Annotated in this window: 25 protein-coding genes and 6 tRNA genes; 10 read left to right on the forward strand and 21 right to left on the reverse strand. The window is 36.0% G+C overall.

The genetic code is table 11. The annotated features are described in order from the left end of the window. The first annotated feature begins 6 nt into the window (after positions 1 to 6). The 5 genes from BLP77_RS05285 (at position 7) to BLP77_RS05305 (ending at position 1,571) form a co-directional block, all read left to right on the forward strand. Entirely contained in the window at positions 7 to 318 is a 312-nt protein-coding gene (locus BLP77_RS05285) for a hypothetical protein (protein WP_093856082.1), read from the forward strand. Between the two features lie 130 nt (positions 319 to 448). After that, the gene (locus tag BLP77_RS15775) at positions 449 to 751 is read left to right on the forward strand and encodes a ComGF family competence protein (protein WP_176752967.1); all 303 of its coding nucleotides are present in this window, start codon (positions 449 to 451) and stop codon (positions 749 to 751) included. Beyond that, positions 702 to 1,100 carry a hypothetical protein gene (locus tag BLP77_RS05295; RefSeq protein WP_093856084.1) on the forward strand — a complete coding sequence of 133 codons (399 nt, stop codon included), beginning with the start codon at positions 702 to 704 and terminating at the stop codon, positions 1,098 to 1,100. The genes BLP77_RS15775 and BLP77_RS05295 overlap by 50 nt, the downstream gene beginning before the upstream one ends. Positions 1,101 to 1,135: 35 nt before the next feature. Next, positions 1,136 to 1,207 (forward strand) — tRNA-Gln (locus BLP77_RS05300). 121 nt (positions 1,208 to 1,328) lie between these two features. Then, positions 1,329 to 1,571 carry a DUF2626 domain-containing protein gene (locus tag BLP77_RS05305; RefSeq protein ID WP_093856085.1) on the forward strand — a complete coding sequence of 81 codons (243 nt, stop codon included), beginning with the start codon at positions 1,329 to 1,331 and terminating at the stop codon, positions 1,569 to 1,571. 86 nt (positions 1,572 to 1,657) lie between these two features. Here the strand turns inward: BLP77_RS05305 and BLP77_RS05310 are convergent, their stop codons facing one another. Continuing rightward, positions 1,658 to 2,278 (reverse strand): MBL fold metallo-hydrolase, encoded by a 621-nt coding sequence (locus BLP77_RS05310; protein WP_093856086.1) that lies wholly within the window; start codon positions 2,276 to 2,278, stop codon positions 1,658 to 1,660. 147 nt (positions 2,279 to 2,425) lie between these two features. On the opposite strand from BLP77_RS05310, the gene BLP77_RS05315 reads away from it, so the two are divergent. Next, positions 2,426 to 2,599 carry a DUF2759 domain-containing protein gene (locus BLP77_RS05315; protein WP_093856087.1) on the forward strand — a complete coding sequence of 58 codons (174 nt, stop codon included), beginning with the start codon at positions 2,426 to 2,428 and terminating at the stop codon, positions 2,597 to 2,599. Positions 2,600 to 2,627: 28 nt separating this feature from the next. Here BLP77_RS05315 and BLP77_RS05320 read toward each other — a convergent pair whose 3' ends face one another. The 7 genes from BLP77_RS05320 to BLP77_RS15780 all read right to left on the reverse strand — a co-directional run bounded on the left by BLP77_RS05320 (position 2,628) and on the right by BLP77_RS15780 (position 9,017). Beyond that, the gene (locus BLP77_RS05320) at positions 2,628 to 3,407 is read right to left on the reverse strand and encodes an ABC transporter permease (RefSeq protein ID WP_093856088.1); all 780 of its coding nucleotides are present in this window, start codon (positions 3,405 to 3,407) and stop codon (positions 2,628 to 2,630) included. An 8-nt stretch (positions 3,408 to 3,415) separates the two neighbouring features. Continuing rightward, positions 3,416 to 4,117: an ABC transporter ATP-binding protein gene (locus tag BLP77_RS05325; RefSeq protein ID WP_093856089.1), complete on the reverse strand. Its 702-nt coding sequence runs from the start codon at positions 4,115 to 4,117 to the stop codon at positions 3,416 to 3,418. Between the two features lie 85 nt (positions 4,118 to 4,202). Then, positions 4,203 to 6,104, reverse strand: coding sequence for an LTA synthase family protein (locus BLP77_RS05330; protein WP_093856090.1), 1,902 nt, complete (start codon positions 6,102 to 6,104; stop codon positions 4,203 to 4,205). 134 nt (positions 6,105 to 6,238) lie between these two features. Continuing rightward, a complete protein-coding gene (locus BLP77_RS05335) occupies positions 6,239 to 6,430 on the reverse strand; it encodes a YqgQ family protein (RefSeq protein ID WP_093856091.1) in 192 nt (63 codons plus the stop codon). Between the two features lie 11 nt (positions 6,431 to 6,441). Further along, positions 6,442 to 7,989: a rhomboid family protein gene (locus BLP77_RS05340; RefSeq protein WP_093856092.1), complete on the reverse strand. Its 1,548-nt coding sequence runs from the start codon at positions 7,987 to 7,989 to the stop codon at positions 6,442 to 6,444. Positions 7,990 to 8,050: 61 nt separating this feature from the next. After that, on the reverse strand, positions 8,051 to 8,602 hold the full coding sequence (locus BLP77_RS05345) for a hypothetical protein (RefSeq protein WP_093856093.1): 552 nt from the start codon (positions 8,600 to 8,602) through the stop codon (positions 8,051 to 8,053). Between the two features lie 28 nt (positions 8,603 to 8,630). Beyond that, positions 8,631 to 9,017, reverse strand: coding sequence for a hypothetical protein (locus tag BLP77_RS15780; RefSeq protein ID WP_176752968.1), 387 nt, complete (start codon positions 9,015 to 9,017; stop codon positions 8,631 to 8,633). Between the two features lie 171 nt (positions 9,018 to 9,188). Between BLP77_RS15780 and rpmG the strand changes: the two genes are divergently transcribed. After that, positions 9,189 to 9,338: a 50S ribosomal protein L33 gene (gene rpmG, locus BLP77_RS05355; RefSeq protein WP_093856094.1), complete on the forward strand. Its 150-nt coding sequence runs from the start codon at positions 9,189 to 9,191 to the stop codon at positions 9,336 to 9,338. Positions 9,339 to 9,399: 61 nt separating this feature from the next. Further along, positions 9,400 to 9,972: a 5-formyltetrahydrofolate cyclo-ligase gene (locus BLP77_RS05360; RefSeq protein WP_176752969.1), complete on the forward strand. Its 573-nt coding sequence runs from the start codon at positions 9,400 to 9,402 to the stop codon at positions 9,970 to 9,972. A gap of 31 nt (positions 9,973 to 10,003) precedes the next feature. On the opposite strand, the gene BLP77_RS05365 is transcribed toward BLP77_RS05360, so the two are convergent. From BLP77_RS05365 to BLP77_RS05410, 10 genes are all read right to left on the reverse strand, one after another. Beyond that, the gene (locus BLP77_RS05365; RefSeq protein ID WP_093856096.1) at positions 10,004 to 12,130 is read right to left on the reverse strand and encodes a peptidoglycan D,D-transpeptidase FtsI family protein; all 2,127 of its coding nucleotides are present in this window, start codon (positions 12,128 to 12,130) and stop codon (positions 10,004 to 10,006) included. Positions 12,131 to 12,196: 66 nt separating this feature from the next. Next, the gene (locus tag BLP77_RS05370) at positions 12,197 to 13,417 is read right to left on the reverse strand and encodes an MFS transporter (protein ID WP_093856097.1); all 1,221 of its coding nucleotides are present in this window, start codon (positions 13,415 to 13,417) and stop codon (positions 12,197 to 12,199) included. A gap of 159 nt (positions 13,418 to 13,576) precedes the next feature. Then, entirely contained in the window at positions 13,577 to 14,188 is a 612-nt protein-coding gene (gene sodA, locus BLP77_RS05375; RefSeq protein WP_093856098.1) for a superoxide dismutase SodA, read from the reverse strand. Between the two features lie 198 nt (positions 14,189 to 14,386). Continuing rightward, a tRNA-Ser gene (locus BLP77_RS05380) sits at positions 14,387 to 14,479 on the reverse strand. Between the two features lie 13 nt (positions 14,480 to 14,492). Further along, positions 14,493 to 14,569: transfer RNA gene (locus tag BLP77_RS05385), tRNA-Ile, on the reverse strand. Between the two features lie 19 nt (positions 14,570 to 14,588). Further along, positions 14,589 to 14,664 (reverse strand) — tRNA-His (locus BLP77_RS05390). A gap of 78 nt (positions 14,665 to 14,742) precedes the next feature. Then, a tRNA-Met gene (locus BLP77_RS05395) sits at positions 14,743 to 14,816 on the reverse strand. 3 nt (positions 14,817 to 14,819) lie between these two features. Continuing rightward, positions 14,820 to 14,894 (reverse strand) — tRNA-Asn (locus BLP77_RS05400). A gap of 181 nt (positions 14,895 to 15,075) precedes the next feature. Next, on the reverse strand, positions 15,076 to 16,704 hold the full coding sequence (locus BLP77_RS05405) for a Na/Pi cotransporter family protein (RefSeq protein ID WP_093856099.1): 1,629 nt from the start codon (positions 16,702 to 16,704) through the stop codon (positions 15,076 to 15,078). A 272-nt stretch (positions 16,705 to 16,976) separates the two neighbouring features. Then, complete coding sequence (locus tag BLP77_RS05410; protein WP_093856100.1) at positions 16,977 to 17,606, reverse strand: NfeD family protein; 630 nt, start codon at positions 17,604 to 17,606, stop codon at positions 16,977 to 16,979. Positions 17,607 to 17,855: 249 nt separating this feature from the next. Here BLP77_RS05410 and ispG point away from each other — a divergent pair, with 249 nt between their 5' ends. Next, positions 17,856 to 18,962, forward strand: a complete 1,107-nt coding sequence (gene ispG / locus BLP77_RS05415; RefSeq protein ID WP_093856101.1) for a flavodoxin-dependent (E)-4-hydroxy-3-methylbut-2-enyl-diphosphate synthase — start codon at positions 17,856 to 17,858, stop codon at positions 18,960 to 18,962. A 43-nt stretch (positions 18,963 to 19,005) separates the two neighbouring features. Here the strand turns inward: ispG and BLP77_RS05420 are convergent, their stop codons facing one another. Beyond that, on the reverse strand, positions 19,006 to 19,425 hold the full coding sequence (locus BLP77_RS05420; RefSeq protein WP_143001401.1) for a hypothetical protein: 420 nt from the start codon (positions 19,423 to 19,425) through the stop codon (positions 19,006 to 19,008). A gap of 142 nt (positions 19,426 to 19,567) precedes the next feature. On the opposite strand from BLP77_RS05420, the gene BLP77_RS05425 reads away from it, so the two are divergent. Continuing rightward, a complete protein-coding gene (locus BLP77_RS05425; RefSeq protein WP_176752970.1) occupies positions 19,568 to 19,840 on the forward strand; it encodes a DUF2624 family protein in 273 nt (90 codons plus the stop codon). A 7-nt stretch (positions 19,841 to 19,847) separates the two neighbouring features. On the opposite strand, the gene BLP77_RS05430 is transcribed toward BLP77_RS05425, so the two are convergent. Then, entirely contained in the window at positions 19,848 to 20,744 is an 897-nt protein-coding gene (locus BLP77_RS05430; protein ID WP_093856104.1) for a deoxyribonuclease IV, read from the reverse strand. Further along, a complete protein-coding gene (locus BLP77_RS05435) occupies positions 20,744 to 22,069 on the reverse strand; it encodes a DEAD/DEAH box helicase (protein ID WP_093856105.1) in 1,326 nt (441 codons plus the stop codon). Before BLP77_RS05435 ends, BLP77_RS05430 begins: the two co-directional genes overlap by 1 nt. Positions 22,070 to 22,207: the final 138 nt, after the last annotated feature.

The following is a 22,207-nucleotide window of genomic DNA, read 5'->3' on the forward strand; positions in this document are numbered from 1 at the left end:
ATTCTCATGGATCTGTTGTTATCGATAAGCTGTTTAATTCTTATGATAACGATTTTGACACCGTTCATCATCAACGTTGGGGAATTACAGGAGGATCTTGATTCATATTTAATTGCTCAGGAACAGCTTAATAGGCAATTACTTGATCATTTCACCCCAACAAAACCTGAACACCATATTGATTACTCCTTTGGCGTTCAAAATAAAACGTTCAACTTTAAAGTATACCCATTGAATCACAAGTATTTCGTTTGTATAACTTGGTTTAACTCAAAAGATGAAGAAGAAAGACTGTGTCGTTATGTACCTACGGGCTAAAGATAACCAATCAGGATACACGTTAATAAGCTTATTAGTGACTTTGTCCATATTTATAATCATCTCTCCCCTTCTTTTGTCTTTCATAAAGCTTGTCGTACCGCTTCAACCGCAGCATGGACTTTCAGACATGGAACTAAGACAATTTCATTTCTTTGTCGACCAAGCATTAAACCAATCCATACAAGTTCAGCTTGAAGAAAATGGCATACATTTTATCCAGCAAGATGGAATTAAGGTGACCTATGAGAGGTATAACCATATAATCAGAAGGCGAGTAAATGATCAGGGTCATGAAATTCTTCTTAGGAATGTCAGTCACTATGAAGTGATTCCACAGACAGACGATATTTTTGTCATTAAAATAATAAGAGGCGATCAACATGCGTTTCAAAGAACCTATTTCTATAACGACTTTGCTTCGAATCCATGATGAACGAGGAATCCTATTTCCGTATTTACTTTCTATTTTAATTTTAATATCTGCTTTCTTATTGCTATCACTTGATCAGGAACGTTATAATTTACAACAGACCAAAATATTAAAGGAACAAATGACCATTCAAAATTTAATTCAAATCACGGTCCATGATTTTAACATGATAAAAAATGATTTAATATTAATAGAAGACGAGCAAACCATCGAGTTCGAATATGAAACCGGTCATACCGTGGTGAAATATCAACTAGTTAATGAAACGTCGATTGAATTGCAAATTGATGTTTATACCACTCAAAATCAAACGAAGCCATTTAAATTTCTTACGCAAATCGATGTATAAAAAGGGCATGAATGCCTTATAATAATAACTGTTATTGGGCCATAGCCAAGCGGTAAGGCAACGGTTTTTGGTACCGTCATGCGCTGGTTCGAATCCAGCTGGCCCAGTAACATACATATACTTCTTTAGGTAAATGTTTCTAATGTACATAATTTGTTCATTTACAATTATTTTGGATTCATATATAATGTTGGTTGATAATGTTCCTGCAAAAAGGAGGAGAAAGACATGCCACGAGTGTTTCGAGGTTTAGCATTTTGGACAGGAATCTTTACGGCTATGTTCTACGCAGGTGGTATGATAGAACTATCCCTATTATTTTTAGCGCAAACAGTTTTCTTTTTAGGAATTGGATACTTAAATCTGTCCGAACGTCTTTATATGTATATTTTTGGCGCATACTTAACCGTTTTTATGGTCGGATTTACTTACTATGTAACATTCCTCTTAGAACCAGGTTTTGCGCATTAATGAAACTTACTAAATGGCTAAGCTTACATAGTGCCATAGTAAACGTATCGAAAAAGGATGACTCAAACGCGAGTCATCCTTTTTGTTTATAAGAATGGATTGAGGTGTTTTTCTTCTTTGACTGTGGTTTTCGGGCCATGGCCAGGATAAACGATCGTCTCATCCGGAAGTGATAAAATATTGTTTTCGATACTTTCTAACAGTTCTTCATGGTTACCAAACGGTAGATCTGTACGGCCAATCCCTCTTTGGAATAATGTATCTCCTGCGATAAGCATCTTGTCTTGACTAAACCAAAATGAAATACTTCCCGGTGAATGACCTGGCGTATATAGAATGTCGCATTCAAAACCGCTGATATCATGTTTGCCTTCTTCTAAGGTATACTCTGGAGGCTTAGATGAGGCAATTTCCCCTACACCAAAGAGCTCTGAGCCATTTAATGATGAATCTGTCAGCCAATCCTGCTCCGTTTCGTGCATATAAACAGGAATGTCATAATGGTGACGCAAACCATCTACAGCCCCAATATGATCAAAGTGAGCGTGTGTCAGCGCAATCGCTACAGGCTGTATTTGAGTTTCCTCTAAATATTGCTGCACCACTTCTTCATCCCCGCCCGGGTCGATAATTAATGCTTTACTTTGGGCGGATAATATGTAACAATTCGTTCCAAGCATACCTAGGTTAAGAGAGTGAATGTTCACAAAAAGTTCCCCCTTTTCGCATTTGATTTTTCTTTAAATCACTCGACAGTATTATTTTTTTTGTATAAAATATACTAAGTATGATACGTCAAATAATAACAAACATGTATGATGGAAGGATAACATAATTCAAGGAGGCAACAACATATGGTACTAGGTATTATTCTTTTCTTTGTGGCGATATTGAGTTTATTTGCTGTATTTAGAGAGCTTAAAAATCGTAATGTCTTAGCTATTCTATTTGCAGGCGCATCAACTGCTGTATTTGGATGGTTTTCAGTCATGACTATTATGCATGCATTGTTCCCAGATTCATTTTAAGTTACTTGAACGGTTAACATCATTTGAGTTAACCGTTCTTTATTTTTTGAAAATCAACTAACTGCATGTTTTGATTATAGAAAAATCGATACATCACCATCGACACTATGATTGCGCTAAGTGACACGGATGAGAAAATACTAATTGAAATAACGAGTTGATATTTAATGGCTACAATCGGTTCTATCCCACCTAATATTAAGCCTGTCATCATACCTGGAAGTTGCACGAGGCCAATCGTCTTCAACTGATCAATATTTGGTATTAAAGCTGCATTCAGCGTTCGCCTGACCGTTAAATGAGAGGCCTGTTTAGGTGTTGCCCCTAAAGATAAAGCAGCTAAAATTTTACCATGATTGGTTTCAAATTCTGATTTCATTCTCTCAAGAGACAATCCCATCGCAACCATACTATTTCCAATAACCATACCACTCATTGGAATAATCTCTTCAGGCGTAAACGACACCATATCAAAACTCAACCACAGTGCCAGTACAATAATTTCTATCGTTATTAACCCGACCAAAACCGTCATAAAAACATTGGGCAATTCCTTCCCTTTTTTTCGTGCGTGGAAAGTCGCTATCGTAATCATGACACTTAGCATAATCGGTATACCTATGAGTGGCTTTAAATTAAATAAATACGTTAGTATTAAGCCGATTAGGAATAATTGGATTGCTCCTCTAATCGAAGACCAAAGGATATCCTTTTTTAAACCTAATTGATAAAAATATGAAATCGTGAATGGAATCATGACAAAGACAATTAGGACAAGTAATGAAAAGTTTGAAACGTCGCGTTCCATAAAACCTCCTAGTTTACATTAATAAATTTTTGTAGTTCGTCAGTTTTTGGTTGGTCAAACATACCTGGCAAATCTCCCTCTTCTTTTATCATGCCATCTGCTAAAAAGAGCCCTCTCGTACCCAGTCTTTTGGCCTGATGTAAGTTATGCGTAACCATAATAGTTGTTAAGGCTTTACTATCCATTAATGTCATCAAATCTTCTTCAATTGATTCAATATTTTGATCATCTAAAGCGCTTGTAGGCTCATCCAATAATAAAATTTCAGGTTGATTCGCTAAGGTTCGAGCCAGGGAGACTCTTTGCTTTTCCCCCCCTGATAAATCATCAACAGGTTTATCTAAGTATTCTTTCGGTAAATTGACATAATCTAAAAGCTTATCTTCATTCCCACTCTGCCATTCATCAAAAAGTGAAGGCCCATATTTGAGGTTGTCCAACACCGTTTCAGGAAACAAATAGGGATACTGAAGCACAATTCCATTTTTTTTACGTAGCTGCGGAATATCATAAGAATCAATCGGCTCACCATAGTAAAAAATCTGCCCACTGTCTGGGTCTTCTAAACGGTTGAATAAATGGAGCAAGGTTGATTTTCCAGAGCCCGAAGGACCAAATATCATGATTCGTTCGCCTTTTTGAATCGATAAATTAATATCTTTTAAAACCCGTTTTCTCACATGTTTTAAATCGAAAATTGATTCCGCCATTATAGTCGCTCCAATGCTTAAGTTTCTTATAAGTAAACATACTAAAAAAAGGAGAGCTACTCAACTCGCAGCTCTCCAGTATTATTTACTCATCTTCCTCTTTTTTAATTTCGCCACTCTCGAAATCGTAAAATCTTAATAAATCGCCGTAAATAATTTCATCAGAATAATTTAACTCTTTCATGGCTTTTTCTCTAATTGGATCACATTTCGTTTCGTCAACTTGTTCTCCAGTGCCATGCTCATAGCAAACACCAGCAGCATAAACATAGTCCTTGCCGACGACCCGACCATCTCTAAAGGCGATAAAGTCTTTACGATCCTCTTCTGAAGCAAACAAGTTATTACCGAAAATAATATCCTCTTGCTTTTCAATACCTAAGAAATTTAATATTGTTGGCTTATAGTCAATTTGACCTGTTAATGTCGAAATCGTGCGATCATCCTCATGTCCTGGAATATGAATTAACAATGGCACTCTTTGGAGTAATGCATCATCATATGCTGTAATTTCTTTACCCAAATATTCACCTAAAGCTTCATTATGATAAGACGGTACACCGTAATGGTCTCCAGTAATAATGAAAATGGTATCATCATACAAGCCTTCTCGTTTCATTTTTTTCATAAACTGTTCGACAGCTTCATCAGAATAACGTACGGTTTGGAAGTATTGATTTAACGTATTTGAATCAGATTCATATGGTTCTAACGTTGCTTCCTCTTCTGGTATATCGAATGGGAAGTGATTCGTTAATGTGATAAATTTAGCATAATAAGGGTCTTCTTGCTCCTTAAGGATATCAATTGATTGATCGAAGAACATCTTATCATTAAGACCCCAACCGATAACATCTTCTTTCTCGAACTCAAACGATTCGACATCGAAAAATTCATCATATCCCAGTGTTTCGTACATCACATTACGGTTCCAAAAGCTAGCATTATTAGCATGGAACACATAAGAGTTATATCCCTTTTCATTCTTTATAATTTCAGGTAACGCAAAATATTCATTTTGTGCATGTGTGAAAAACGCTGCACTGTTAGGTAAAGGATATAAACTATTATCCATTAAAAATTCATGGTCTGAGGTTTTGCCTAAAGCTGTTTGGTGATAATAATTATCAAAGTAATAACTATCTTTAATTAAATCATTCAGGAATGGTGTCACCTCTTCACCATGTAGCGTCCGATTAATGACAAAGTCTTGTAGAGACTCCACCGAAATGTGAACAATATTTTTTCCCTCAGCAATACCCTCTAAATTAATTGGTTCATCAGGTTTTTGCTTTTGTTCATCCTGAACGCTTCTTTTAACGTATTTTTCTATTTCACTAAATTCGGAACCATCCGCAAAAATACGTTTTGATTGAGTTGATGCTGTTATGAACGCATCATAAGCATGAAAAGTATATATTCCAACGTTTTTAACTAAATATTCTCGGTCAAAACCGCGCTTAAATAAAAGTGGTCGTTCAATTTCGGCTAAAGCTAAATTTAGCACTAACACAGAACATGCCACTAAAGCAATTCGTCGTTTAAAAACTTTAGAATAGCTTTTAATCGAAAATATTTCCTTCTTACTTAAACCAAAGATTAAGATGACATCTAAGATCAAAAAGATATCAACAAATTTAACAAGCGAAATTAAACTTGTACCCAAGTCACCAGCGTTATTCACTTGAAACAATGTAGGTAACGTTATGAAATCTGTAAAATTACGGTAATACATTAAATTAGCAAGTAAAATAAACGTTAAAACGACTGAGGTTATTAATATAAATTTCCTTTGCCTTTTACTTTTCAACCAAGCCGCAATTGAAAAAATAAAAAAGCTAAAGGCGAAAGCATTTATAAAAAGGATGATTTCCTGAAATAACGATTCAATTGATAAATTAAAATAAAACCGATACACCATATATGTTTTCAAGCCAACTAATACAGCTGCTATGATAAACAATGGTACACGTTTTAAACGTTCCATGTTATGGTCCTCCATTTATATTCATTCTCTCTCTCCCATTATTAGACGTTTACGAGAAAGAAAAGTTTCAATAAAAACATATTATTATAAAACATACCCCTAAAACAATGTATTATAACGCCTATTTTTCATTTTTATACTAGGTCTTTTTTCTCTTTTTTTATAATAAGAAGTGCTTGCTTATATTCTTCCCCACTAATCAGTCGATTTTCAAATAATGATTTTAATTCTTCCTCCATTAATAATAAATCTGAGGATCGATCACCGACATAGACAAATACACCAAATCGTTTTAATAAATGTCTTACATCCAATATATTTTGCATATTTTCACCCACTATGACAAATCGTTCAATTCCTGATACATGTCCTTAATTTGCTGATTGTCTGGTGCAAGTTCAAAGGCTTTTTGTATATGCGTTTTAGCTTGTTTCAAATTGTTTTCCTTGATATAGATAATCCCTAAGTTGTAATAGGCATCTGTGAAATTTGGATTAATCTCAATCGTTTGGATTAAATCCTCCTTCGCAGAATCTATATTTGCAAGTCGAATATGAGCTATCGAACGATAAAAGAACAAATAATCCTTTTCCAGGCCTGATTGAAGAGGTTTTTCAAGTATATCCAATACCCTATCGTATTCTCCCTCTTCTAAATAGTGATATGATAAACTCCCAAGTGTTTCTGGGTTTGCTGAAGAATGGGCTTGTTTAGTACCGATCGTAAACATACTCCCCATCAATATCAAAATTAGGATAAAAGCAATACCTTGCTTAAACATGGCCCTTTTATTAGGCAAATGAACGATTTGCGATGCTATAAATCCACCAATTAAACCACCAATATGGGCACCGTTATCAATTTGAGGAACCATTAATCCAAACACAATATTAATCCCAATGACAACAAGGACGTCGACTCCCATTGTTCGAAAAAATATTTCCTTATGATGCATACCAAAAAATAAAAGAGCACCAAATAGACCAAATATAGCACCCGATGCACCAGCTGCAACTGAATCGTTTGTTGCATAGCTGGCTAACCCACCAAATATACCTGCAACCATATAAATAAAAAAGAAACGTGGCGTATCATATATTCGCTCGGTTAAATCGCCGAGATAATATAACGCAACCATATTCATCAGTATGTGAAGGAATCCAATATGCAAGAACATGGAGGTGATAATTCTCCACCATTCACCATCTGCAATGGCAGGGTTAAATTTAGCCCCCCATTCAATTAAATTGGGAACATTCGTACTACTACCGTTCATTTCTAATAACAAGAAAACCAATACATTAATCCCGAGTAATAGGTAGGTCAAACGCGGCTTTCCGCGTTGAAAAACATCACGAAACTCTCGCTGCTTTTTATATAAATCAGCCTGTATTTTTTGCTCCAAATACATGGTTTGACGTTCTTGCTCATCAATCGATGGATGTTTAGATAATAAATCCGGATTCCCCTCGTTGATATTTTGAATTAACCTATTCCATTCATTCTCTCGTTCATGTTGATCCAAATAATAAATAGCAACGTCTACAGCTTTTTTACTTTTGATAGGTGTTGTTGTTTTAAAACGCTCCCAATCATCAACAGGGACTAAATCAGAAATATAAATAAAATGAATATGAACCTCTTTACCTTTCATCAATTGTCTTTGACGTAGTAAAGATGATACACGTTGTTCAATATCACGTTTTAAATGATTAGACCAGTCAAATGTTTGGCGTTTGAAACGCAAAACACGATTCACCCGGTTTTCATATTTTTGCAGAATATATTCATCACGATTTTTTGATATATATATGACCTCATATCGGTGTTGTTCGATATAATGATTAACAGCGCTTAATAATGTATATTGTTCAGTGACAAACAAAATAACAACTCCTATTCGCGTTCAACACAACCTACATACATATTTATTATCAATATGTCGTTTAATTCGTTATGATATGAGCAATCTCTTCATAATTTAATTGGCTAGTTAAGTCATATTCTCCTAATTGTATGTCTCGACTATAACGATTCTGTTCTAAAAACTGATTAAACTCGTCTGCATTAGATATAATATCCGCTTCTGCCAATTCATTAGCAATATCAATAGATGTCATACCACTCTCAATTATAAGAGTAAATGTATGCGTTGTTTCAGTATTCTGATCTAGATCTTCTACTTCATCTTGCTCTGTATTTTCTGGTTCATCATCGACTTCTTGTTCTTCCTGCTCTTCTAATTGACTTTGAAGTTGTTCAACTTTATTTTGAAGCTGCTTATTCTCAACCTGTATTTCTTCATAACTCGTTGAAGTTACAACGGCATAGTCTTCTTCCTCTAAAAAGGCTTGAGCTGTTTCAACCGTTAAAGATGATGATTCTTCATTGGCTGATTCGCTCTGGACTGGTTCGCTATTCCCTATAAAAAAAACTATACCGATAATGGTTGTAGTCGTTAGTATTCCTAAAGCAAAAGATTGTACAACAGTTCGCATGCTGTATATTCCCCTTTTTAATCATTGATTACTTAAATGATTCATTTTTGTTTCTTTGGTTAACAATCACACGTATATCTTCTTGTCTCAACCCTGTTTTCTCTTCAATTTGATCCAGTGTATAATCTTGCTCATATAACGCCTTAACATTTTTAACTATCGCTGGTTCTTTATCAGCTTCTTTTTGTTGTTGCTCCTTCATATGTTGTCGTAAATTTGTTAAATCCATCGGGTCTGTTAATAATTCTTCCTCTAATACTTTTATTTTATTTTTGAGAACATAACCATCCTGTAACGTCGAGATGGACAACTGGTCAATCTGTTTTTCTAATTCGTCAAACCGATTATGTAAGAAAAATGATATGATGAATAAAACGAGCCCAACGACAAATAATGATGTTATAACATAAATCAATGTTTTTCACCTCTCAACCAACATTCTAGTAAATAGTTTAACATTAACTATTTTGAAAGAGAATGCTTTTATTTTACATATTCATGGCGATTTCGTTCTTGAATAATTAGTCGACATTTGGTATGATGATGTAGTCAAAATTGATTGTAATGCAGAAATGGAGGGAGTCACATGCGTGTACAAGTCACGTTAGCATGTACTGAATGTGGTGATCGTAATTATGACACTACTAAAAATAAACGGACGAATACTGAACGTATTGAAATGAAAAAATATTGCCCAAGAGAGAAAACTCATACGCTACACCGTGAGACAAAATAAGCAGTAGGGATTACCTGCTGTTTTTTTGTTATGAAATTATTCGGGGGAGTAGATGATAGGAATGTACAAAGATACTTTTCGAGTCCTTAGCAAACGAATATTAAAGCATATTCCAAAGCAAGAGAAAAAGCAATATGCTGAAGAAATTACAACCCAATTATTACTTTCGGAATGGTGGGTTCGTGCTGAAGTAATCGCTATCACGGTTGCGAGAGAGATTGAACTTGATACGATGCCCATAATAGAAAAGGCTTGGAAACAGGATAAAACAGTTGTCATTCCTAAATGCTACCCTGATGAAGATAACACCATGCGTTTTTATCAATTCACAAATAAAAATGAACTTGAAAATGTCTTTTTAGATTTATATGAACCGAAAGAAGACCCGAAAAAACTCGTATCGTCACAAGACATCGATTTAATCATCGTTCCTGGTCTTCTATTTGATTACCAAGGTTATCGAATTGGTTACGGTGGTGGGTACTACGATCGTTTCTTAACTAGTTATAATCAAGATAAAATCTCAATCGCGATGGAACTACAGTTAGTTAAACATGTACCACATGAAGTTTTCGACCTTCCTGTTGATGCTGTGATTACTGAAAAAAACATATACAAAAATCCTGATATATAAAAACAGCTATGGTCCTCATAGCTGTTTTAGTTTATTCTTCACTTGTTTCAGTGTTTTCTTCTACATTCTCCGTTTCCTCTTCACTATTCGGATCAGATTCGGTTTCACCTTGTTGACGTTTTTCCTTTAATTCAAAATAAGTATCTAACAAGCGACGTCCAATTTCGTTATTGATATGAGAATCACTCTCACCCAAATGTGGTGCGACAATCGCAAAGGCAATTTCCGGATTATCGTAAGGTGCGTAACCGACTAGTGATAAATTAATGGTGTCAATTTTTGTTCCATCTCCAGGGTAAATAGCACTCTCTGCTGTACCTGTTTTACCGGCCGGATTATATGGGGCATCGGCGAACTTGTAATAGGCTGTACCTCTTGGCTCCTGAAAGGCTTGGCGGAATCCTTCTTGAACCCTTTCCAAATAGTCTTGGTCCATGTCAATTTTATTTAAAACGGTCGGTTCATTAGCTTTATAAATAGGTCCTAAACTTTCAGTATCAGATGGATTATGAATTTGTTTAACAAGATGTGGTTCTAATCGATATCCACCATTGGCAATTGTTGATACATATTGTGCAAGTTGTAACGTCGTATAGTTCTCAAATTGCCCAATCGCCATGTCTAAAACTTCATAACCTTTAGTATCATCATCACCTAAAAAGCCATTTTCTTCAAACGGATAATCAACACCAGTGTGAACACCTAAACCGAATTGTCTGAAATAATTTGAAAGGATCGAATAACCTTCTCCATTATACCTTAACCGGTTATTATGAACGTAATCCCAATGACCACCAAGTCTCATAGCCGTCCGGAACATATAAACGTTTGATGATTCTTTTAAAGCTGCTATGTCATCTACGACGCCGATTGTACTAGTCCAAGAAGATTTATCTGGTGAACCAGCAAACTGCAGTGGGTGGTCATTAAACTGTGTGCCTGGTTCAATGACACCAGAATCCAAACCTGACAAGATTGTGGCGCCTTTTACGGTTGAACCCGGTAGATGTGCATCGTAAAGTGCTCGATACGCTTCATTTCTAAAACGTGGTGCATTTTCCTCGTCACCACGGATGTAACGGTGACCAGAAACGGCAATGATTTCACCGGTATTAGGATCCATCATGACGGCCATCACCTTATCAAAATGACGATTAACCTGTGGCTTTTCAGAAATAACCTTTTCCATTTCTTCACGTATAATCTGATCTAATGCCTGCTGCATTTCCATATCGATTGACAGCATTAAATCTTTACCGCGTTCACCTTCACGAATAAGCTCACTTTTGATGACTTCTCCGTCTGAATTTGTAACGTGTTGTCTAATTTCTTTCTTACCTTGAAGATATAATTCGTACTCTTCCTCTATTCCACTTTCTCCAACACGATCGTTTAATTTATAGTTACGAGCTAAATAATAATTTAGCTTATCTTTAGGTAAGCCGCTATTTCGATCAGAAATACCACCTATAAAAGAAGAAAGTGTTGGTGCAAAAAGGTTTTCCCTACTCCAATCTGTCGAAACACTTATACCGGGTAATTCATACGCATGTTCAGCAATGACTGCGTATTCTTCCTTCGTAACATCTTCTCCACTCTTAATAACATGTGGCGTTAATTGAATCGCTTGATCTAGCTCACGTTTTATCGCAATAACTTCCATTTCAGCTTCGGAAATACTACTTAGATCTGATTCATCAATATCTTCTAACATAGCATAATATTGCTCTAAATCACCAAGTGTCTTCTCTTCAGCTGTTAAGCGTGAATAAGCTTCGTCACGATTTTTTAAAATCCAATAATCCTTCATATTCCGTTCTGTCACAGAATCAGGTTCCATCTTCATGTATTGAGATAATTGCTCGGCAACCTTTAGATTATCTTCAGGCTGTACATTTTTTTGTGGGGTATACGTAATGGCGTATTTCAAGCTATTGTCCACGACAACATTCCCATTACGATCATAAATCTTCCCTCGGGGTGTAGGGATTTCTGATGTGACATTTTCCGTACGATCAATTTCTGCCTGCGCATCCTCCCCATACAATATTTGTACAACACCTAATTGTAAAATTAAGATTGAAAACAGCAAAAATATAACAAAAAATAATACATTTAATCGAAGAGGTAAATGTGATTTTTGTTTCTTTTTCCCCAAAACTTTCTCCTCCCCCTCTTCTAGTCTCTATATTTATTATAGCACCTTTTAGGTCACGTCTGAAGGTCATGTTTCATCTTTTTTATGAATATTTATGATGATCATCGCTGTAAAAAAATAACCAACCCCGAATGTTAAGACAGAGTAAATCATCCACTGTTCTTCAGTGAATATGGCTAAACCAATTAAAAATAATATTAATGATAAAGCACGCCCCATATTTAATATAATATCTCTGAATATGATATATTCCACACGATAATCTCGTGCGTTTTTAGCTTTGCCAATAATGTCATAAGAGACTGATAATAAAGGGGCTAAAAATAAGGGGATAAAGATACCTAATACGCCTCCATAAATATAATAATCTAAGGATGATTCGGAATACACAAGCCAAATAACACTTATATACAAAAAGATAGCCCCAACCGTAATTAAAATTTTGCGGTTTTCAGGTTTTACGAATCGAGTAATAATTTGATACATGATTAGCGATGCGACAGCATAAATCGCATTGTATATCCCGACAATTAATTCGCTTTGTGTTCCTAAGTAAACCCATAGTCCAATTAGAAATAAGAAAACACCTTCTCGCATGCCTTGGAAAAAGTGGGCGTTTAAGATTTGTCGCCAATGTTTATTATTTTTCCTTTCCTTAATCACTTCTTTAATATGATATGAACCTGATACTTCACGCCTTTCCAAAAATATACTGCAAATAATCGCTATAATAAACAATACAAATGATATAAAAAATATGGTTAAATACCCTTTAAACCCTGTTAATACCGTAATAATCCAACCTGCCGTAACAGGGCCAACCATTCCACTGATTGATTGAAGTGCCCCAAACATGCCATTAAAGAAATCCCGCGTATATGGTTCAGTCACTTCAAAAATTAAAATATTATAAGCTAACCAGAATAGGGCATAACCTGCACCAATTAAAATACCTAGCACATAGAAATAATCTGAGGCTTTTGTACTCAAAAGTAAAACAGAAATAAAAAAGACTGAAATTACAAAAATACCAGCCCTTAAAATAATAACGCGATCTATTCGTTTGACCCATTTACCAAACAGTATAAAGATTAAACCTTGTGTAATATAGGTGGTTAGGTTATACAAAGCCAAGATATAAAGTTCTTCTGATTGTTTCCACAAAAAGATGTTAACGAATATATTTGAAAGTGCTATACCGAGCGTATACAGTAATCCAATAACCAACAATAACCCTAAATTCTTTTTCTCATTATGGCTAACACCAGACAACTGGTTAGAAAACATGTTATCCCTCATTTCCTAACCAATATTTTTTGCAAAACGGCGCGGTCTATACGTTTATTTCAATCCTTACATTAATTGAACAATAGAACCTAAATATTATAATTTCCTAAATACAAAAAACCGACCCTTTAATAAAGGCCGGTTCCTATGTGAAAATTATTACTTAGCTTCTTCGTAACGTTTTGCTACCTCATCCCAGTTAACAACATTCCAGAATGCTGAAATATAATCTGGACGACGGTTTTGATATTTTAAGTAATAAGCGTGTTCCCAAACATCTAAGCCTAGGATCGGTGTCACGCCTTCCATTAGTGGTGTGTCTTGATTAGGTGTTGATGTAATTTCAAGGTTACCGTTTTTAACAACTAACCAAGCCCAACCTGATCCAAAGCGTCCAGCTGCAGCTGCTGCGAATTTTTCTTTAAATTCGTCAAAGCTTCCAAACGCTTCATTAATTTTATCTGCTAATTCACCAGTTGGGTTTCCTCCACCATTTGGAGATAAAATAGTCCAAAATAAACTATGGTTAACATGGCCACCACCGTTATTACGTACGGCAGTTTGAATGTCACTAGGTAATGCATCTAAATTACCTACAAGTTCTTCTAGACTCTTATCTTGAAGATCTGAATGACCTTCTAACGCTGCGTTAAGCTTTGTAACATAAGTATTGTGGTGTTTCGTGTGGTGAATGTTCATTGTTTCTTTGTCAATGTGTGGTTCTAATGCATCATATGCATAAGGTAATTCTGGTAGTTCAAATTTAGCCATAACGAAATTCCTCCTTAAACTTTATCATGAGGATAATAATTACCCCATCCAATTAAAAGATTACCAATGCTTCCCAAAGCATGCAACACTTTTGCTTAAAATTACTAAAATCTTTTCGTTACTACAATAACCTTTAATTCGACATTTTAAACATTAAAAAACAAGCTAAGTTTTTAGCTTGTTCAAGTCAATTATGTATGGCGGAGGAGGAGGGATTCGAACCCCCGCGGGCCGTGAAGCCCCTGGCGGTTTTCAAGACCGCTCCCTTCAGCCGGACTTGGGTACTCCTCCGTATTTAAAAAAGTGGTGGACCCTGCAGGATTCGAACCTGCGACCGATCGGTTATGAGCCGATAGCTCTAACCAGCTGAGCTAAGGGTCCGATAATATTAAATAATGGATGGGGCGATCGGTGGGAATCGAACCCACGAATGCCGGAGCCACAATCCGGTGCGTTAACCACTTCGCCACGACCGCCATGTTAATAAAGTAGTCTGACTATGTATTTATTTTCACGGTCCAAAGCTTTTTAGCTCCGGTATTCAAATTATGTAATAGCGGCGGAGGGGATCGAACCCCCGACCTCACGGGTATGAACCGTACGCTCTCGCCAGCTGAGCTACACCGCCATATGGCTCCAGCGGCAGGATTCGAACCTGCGACTAACCGGTTAACAGCCGGTGGCTCTACCACTGAGCTACGCTGGAATGTGAAAAGCCTTTTTAATTCAAACTAATTATGACGACGAGATATAATTTATCATGATACTGGTAACTTGTCAACACCAATATGACATACTATATAAAAATTAGAGCTTGCCGTCAAAAACCTTGGCGACAAGCCATCATCATTCATGATTATATATGAATTTTCTTGGTAATCCAAATTCTACTCATCTTTTTTTCCAACGACCTCTTGCGCAATATTTAACGCATGGTCTCCAATACGTTCTAAATTACTAATAATGTCTACAAAAACAATTCCAGCAGATCCTGAACACTGCCCTTCATTTAAACGTATAATGTGCTTCTTACGGAATTTACGCTCCATTGAGTCAATTTCTTCCTCTTTTTGAATAACCTCTTTAGCTAGTTCTTCATCCATATTATTATAGGCGTCAATAGCTTGAGAGACCGTTTCGATAGTCAAGTCAAACATTGTATTCATGTCATCATAGGCTTTATCTGTCATTTGAACTTTGTTTGTAATGCGATACTCAATAAGTTCGATTATATTTTCGAAATGGTCTCCAATGCGTTCAATATCCCTTACAATATCAACGACTGAAGAGTGTGAACTACTTTCGGCCTCAGATATTGATCCTGATGCTTGAACTAAGTAATTTGTGATTTTCTTATCTAAATTGTTTAAGGCATCCTCTAATTGATAAGCTACTTCAGCATGCTTTAATTGATTATTATTTAAAAATTGTCTAGTTTCTTCTAATCCTTTAACAGCGATTTCTCCCATGTGAATAGATTCTTCTTTTGCCTGAGCTACAGCTACTGATGGTGACTGTTCAATAAATATTGGGTCCAAATGCTTAGGCTTAGAATCAATGACATTATCTTGACCAGGAATAATTTTTGTTACCATCAATGCTAAAAAGGCAATAAATGGGAATTGAATAATGACATTAGTAACATTAAACATACCATGTGCAAAGGCAATGGTCATTTTCGGCTCTAACATAAGGGTATCTCTAATCCATTCGACAGACACTGTAAATAGAGGAAGCAAGATTAGAAATATTGTCGTACCCAGTAAATTAAAGATAACGTGGGTTAAGGCTGCGCGCTTAGCAGCCACACTTGCGCCAATAGCTGCGATTGCAGCTGTAACCGTCGTACCGATATTATCACCAAATAAAACTGGTAACACTGCATCCAATGAACTAATGGCTCCTTCAGCAAATAGTTGTTGTAAAACCCCAATCGTTGCTGAAGAGCTTTGGACAATCACAGTAAAGATCGTTCCAATAGCAACACCTAAAAGTGGAATATCACTCATGCTAACTGTTAGCTCTTGAAAAGCATCTAATGATCTTAAAGGCTTCATACCATCGCCCATTAGTTTTAACCCATAGAATAATGCACCGAAACCAAAAACCGTTTGACCTATATAATTAACTCTCTTGTTCTTAAAGAAAAAAATCATAATAGTACCAAGCGCTAAAATAGGTAATGCGTACTCTTTTATTTCAATACCAATAATAAATGCCGTTACAGTGGTACCTATATTAGCCCCCATGATAACACCTATAGCTTGTCTAAGTGTCATGAATCCAGCATTCACCAAACCAATTGTCAGAACAGTAGTACCTGAGCTCGTTTGTAAAAGTATGGTTACGACTATCCCAGCTAAAACACCCATAAATGGATTAGTCGTAAAGCGATCCAAAATGTCTCTTAATTTATCCCCAGCAGACTTTTGAAGACCATCCCCCATATATTTAATTCCAAAAAGGAAAATACCTAAACCACCAATGAATAAAAATATCATTTCTTGTAAGTCCATCGTTTCACCTCTATTAAGAAATTACGTAAGCCGAATACAATTGTATGGGGGTTAAAAGGATTAGTAAAGGCTTAACATAAAATTTACAAAAACTTTACATTCCATCATTTTAGATTAAAAAAACCGCCCAGTTTACAATCCTTTAGACGAAGTGAGAATCAAAGAGGCACTCAAACATTTTATAAGAAATTAAACATCTTAAAAGGATAAAAAATGGCTCACTTAAAGAGCCTTATATTTTAGTATTAGATAATGCTCTTGCATTATTCTTTTCATTGGTCAATCTCTTCCACTTCTATTTTTGTTCCATCAACTGTAACGATTTTAATGTGACTTCCTTTTTCAATCCATTTTGCCCGTGATACGGCACTAATTTCTTGATTATCCACTTTGATGGTCCCTGAGGGTCTTAATACGGTTACAGTTACCCCTTCTTTGTGTAGCAAATTTCCATAGGATTGGTTCATGGAGTTGTAGCCACGATCACTAGTCAATTGATCCATTAAAGCGACTTTAGTCCACATCTCTCTCCGGGGTAAGACTTTAATAAGAAAAAAGCTTGAAAAAGTACCAAGGATAACTCCCGTGGCACTATAGAGAGCTAATGTCCAACTCGAAGCTGCAAATGCTACGGAAATCAAAATGATAATGAATCCGACAGCCGCAATTGTACCATCGTTAATCAGTTTTCCGTCTAAAATAATTAGTAAAATACCAAAAATAAAGGCGCCTGATATTAAGAATAAGCCTAATGAAGATAAATGGGCTGTGAAATAAAAACCCATGAACCCAAGACCTAGAACAATACCAATTCCTTTTAATTTAACTAACATTTCTCCAATTAAAAAAAATAAGGCTAAAAATGTGATGACAAAAACCCCTAAAGCACTTTCAAGAATCATTCTTCTCTCCCCTTTAAAGAAAAACTTGGCTTATCACCAAGACTTAATGGCGAAAGCTTTAGTATTTCTTATAATTTAACCTAATAACTTTAAAATGTTAAAAACAATGACATAAACTTCTTTTTGAAATATTACGGCATATTTATTATTATAACAGTTGTTCTAATAGCATAATTATTTAATTTTATGTTATTATCTAAGTTAGAATTAAATTTTAGTATTTTATATAGACAAAAGGGGAGTTGTAGCATGTCTACGATTATTCACCGCAAAGATACGAGACCTGTTCGTGTTGGTAACGTTGTTGTTGGAGGAAAAGATGAAGTTATTATTCAATCCATGACTACAACAAAAACACATGATGTGGAAGCAACTGTTAATGAAATACACCGTTTGGAAGAAGCCGGATGTCAAATTGTACGTGTAGCTTGTCCGGACGATCGTGCTGCCGATGCTATTCCTGAAATCAAAAAACGAATAAATATCCCACTCGTGGTTGATATACACTTTAATTACCGCTATGCCTTAAAAGCAATTGAAGGTGGAGCCGATAAAATTCGTATTAACCCAGGTAACATTGGTAAACGCGAACGTGTCGAAGCTGTTGTTAATGCAGCAAAAGAAAAAGGAATCCCAATCCGAATTGGCGTTAACGCAGGTTCATTAGAAAGGCATTTAATTGAGAAATATGGCTATCCAACAGCTGATGCAATGGTTGAAAGTGCACTTAGTCATATTAAAATTTTAGAGGATCTTGACTTTCATGACATTGTTGTCTCATTAAAAGCCTCTGATGTTAAGTTAGCCATCGAAGCTTATGAAAAAGCTGCGGAAGTCATATCATACCCGATTCACTTAGGTATTACCGAATCAGGAACATTATTTGCCGGTACGGTTAAAAGTGCAGCTGGGTTAGGCGCTATTTTAAGTAAAGGAATTGGAAGCACACTTCGCATTTCTTTAAGTGCTGATCCCGTTGAAGAGGTTAAAGTTGCAAAGGAATTGCTTAAATCATTCGGTCTTGCTTCAAATGCTGCTACACTAATTTCATGTCCTACTTGTGGACGTATCGAAATCGACTTAATTAGTATTGCAAATGAAGTAGAAGAGTATATCCAGAAAATTAAAGCTCCTATTAAAGTTGCGGTCCTTGGTTGTGCCGTAAACGGTCCTGGTGAGGCACGTGAAGCCGATATTGGAATCGCTGGAGCTAGAGGTGAAGGTTTATTATTCCGACATGGGGAAATCATTCGTAAAGTACCTGAGGAAATTATGGTTGATGAACTGAAAAAAGAAGTCGACAAGTTAGCGGAAGAACATTATAAAAAACAGGAAGAAGAAAAACAAAACGCTTAAATTATAAAATCCCTTATTGCCAACTGACAATAAGGGATTTTTTCTACATAATCGGGAAGACGAATAATCTAACTGCCACTGCTAAAATGGCTAAACCGATTGCAATGTTACCTAACGTATCGGCGCCACGTCTTTTAGCATAGATCCCGATCACTGCACCAACCACCGCAAATAATAAGGTCCATACAAAAAAGGATAACAGTGACACGACTAAAGCTATCCAACCCCAACCAGCGTCAACATGCTGTTCATAATGGGCTTCTTTTTCTTCTTTCTTTAGTTTATCACGGTCTAACTCATTAGGGTTTAACGTTGCTGTCTCACTTGCAAATTCTGTATCATCACCCGTGTCTCTTGCATCATATTCATTAAAGTTTGTATATACTTTTTGGTTATTTTGTTGATTAAAATAATCTTGATCATCGTTATAGCTGTTAGGGGAGTTGTTTTCTTGATCTGTCATTGCACTTACCTCACTTTCCACCGTGATACTCTTATTGTGTGAGGAATTTCTTATTTTACGAGAGTAATTTATGGAAAAGGGGGCACATTTTCTATGTCGGGGCATATACTTATCGGTGAATGTCAATGAGAGGAGTACATTTATGTTAAAACAACTTATTCGGAGTCGTTTGTATTCATCATCACCAGAAGAAGTTGTGCAGTATGGCCGTAAATATGGAGTCCAAATATCTCGCGGGCAGGCTGAACGTTTATTAGCTTTTATAAAAAAAGAATCGATCGACCCATTCTCAGAGCGCGATCGATCCTTAACGTTTAAATACGTTGAAAAAACAATTGGACAAAAAGAAGCTCAACAAGCAGATCAATTGCTCAAACAACTAGCCAAGCAATACAATTTAGACCACTTACTGTAATCCCATATTATTGTTCCATAATTTGTTCTTTTAATTCAGGAACAAATTCGCCACCTTTTAACATGTCAATTTCGAATTTATATGGCGGTTTTTTATTCTTTTTATCCTCACCGACATACGGTGTTTCAAGTATTTTTGGTAAGTGCATTAAGTCAGGGTGATGGACAACACGGTGAATTGCATCAAAGCCAATATGTCCAAATCCAATGTTTTGATGTCGGTCTTTATGAGCTCCGCGTTCATTTTTACTGTCATTAATATGGATGACTTTTAAGCGACCTAATCCAATAATATCATCAAACTCTTTTAAAACACCGTCCAGATCATTTACAATGTCGTAGCCTGCGTCATGTACGTGACAGGTATCGAAACAAACTGATAAATGTTCATTATATTTTACGCCATCGATAATCGCCGCAATTTCATCAAAGGTACGGCCACATTCCGAACCTTTACCTGCCATTGTTTCTAAAGCAATTTGAACATTTTGGTCCTTTTGTAAAATTTCATTTAATCCCTCAATAATTTTTGGAATGCCTTTTTCAGCACCTGCCCCAACATGTGACCCAGGGTGTAAAACGATCTGTTTTGCACCCAACGCTTCAGTTCGCTCTATTTCTGATTGTAAAAAGTTTACACCGAGTTCAAAGGTCGCTGGTTTTTGTGTATTCCCAATATTGATAATATATGGTGCATGAACGATGAACTCATCAATCCCATTTTCTTTCATATGTTCCTGGCCTTCTTCAATATTCAACTCCTCAGTCGCTTTTCTTCTCGTATTTTGCGGAGCGCCTGTATAAATCATAAACGTATTTGCTCCATATGAAACAGCTTCCTCGCTAGACGCCAACAGCATTTTCTTCCCACTCATCGAGACATGTGAACCAATCTTTAATGTCATTATGATTTTCTCCCCTTTTTGTACTTTCGTTTGAATTTGTCCTTCTTAAGTTGTTTTTTAATTTGTTCTTTTTCTTGTTTCATTTTCTTTTTGTAACCCGGCTTCACCTTTTTAGGCTTTCTTACCTTTTTCCAAGCCTCTTTTTCTAATTCATTTTCTTGTGCTTGACGTTTCCGTCGGTTATTCCATTCCTTAACAGGAGCCCACTCGCCCCTTTTGACATCGTAATTTTGGAATTCAATACCTGTCAGTTCGAGCTTCTCAATTAACGGCATGTCCTTTTCCTCATAAAAGCTGACTGCTGTTCCTTTATTACCAGCACGGGCTGTTCTTCCAACCCGGTGCGTATAAGTCTCAACATCGATCGGAAACTCTGCGTTAAATATATGACTCACACCTGGAATATCAATCCCACGTGAGGCCAAATCAGTGGCAACAATATATTGATATTTTAAAGCACGTAAATCGTTTAGCATCCGTTTACGTTCCCTTGGCTTTAAACCACCATGAATGACACCTGCTTCTAAACCCTTCTTCAACAGTTCCTCTCTTAATTCATCTGCGTGCTCTTTTTTATTAACAAATATTAAGGCAATATAAGGATGAATTAATTTTGATGTTTCTACAATGAGATCCGCTAGTTCTCGATGTCTACGCGGTACTAATCGATGTTCCAAATTTATAGGATTTGATTGATCATCAATCACAATATGATTCGGGTTAACCAAGTACTTTTTAAGGAATGGCTGTAATTTTTTCGGAATAGTTGCAGAAAAAACTAATGTTTGAACGTCCTCATACATACGGTAAAGAATCTGGTCAACCTCTGCAATCAATCCAAGGTCAATCAATAAATCAGCCTCATCGATCACAACGCTTGTAACAGAAGAAGGTTGGATGGCTTCTTCATTAATAAAATCTAAAATACGTCCTGGCGTTCCGACGACAACATGCGGCTGTTGATTAAACCGTTGTAATTCTCTTTCTTTATCTGTACCTCCAATAACGAGTCGAGCGGTAAAGTCATGAGAGGCATATTCTTTCATCTTTTTTACTTCATGAAAAATTTGCATCGCTAACTCACGCGTTGGAGCAATAATCATTTTTTGAATTCGTTGTTCTTCTAAGTTCAATTGATTGATCATAGGAATTAAATAAGCGTGAGTTTTCCCTGTTCCAGTCTGGGATTGACCGATAATATTTTCACCTCTTAGGGCTGATGGAATAACACGATGCTGGATCACAGTTGGTTGTTTAAAGTGTAATTGTTGAATAATATTTAACATTTCTTCACTTAGTTGATACGATTGAAAGTAATGATTCATATGGACTCAATCTCCTTTTATGCCTAACATTTTTCATTATAAATGAGTCTTGAATGAATTGCTACTATGATAAACATTTTGTCAATCATGGCTATAGGCTTTATAATATATAGAGAGAGTATAAATGGGGAGGCCATT

The sequence above is a fragment of the Tenuibacillus multivorans genome, assembly GCF_900103915.1.
GTDB lineage: Bacteria > Bacillota > Bacilli > Bacillales > Alkalibacillaceae > Tenuibacillus > Tenuibacillus multivorans.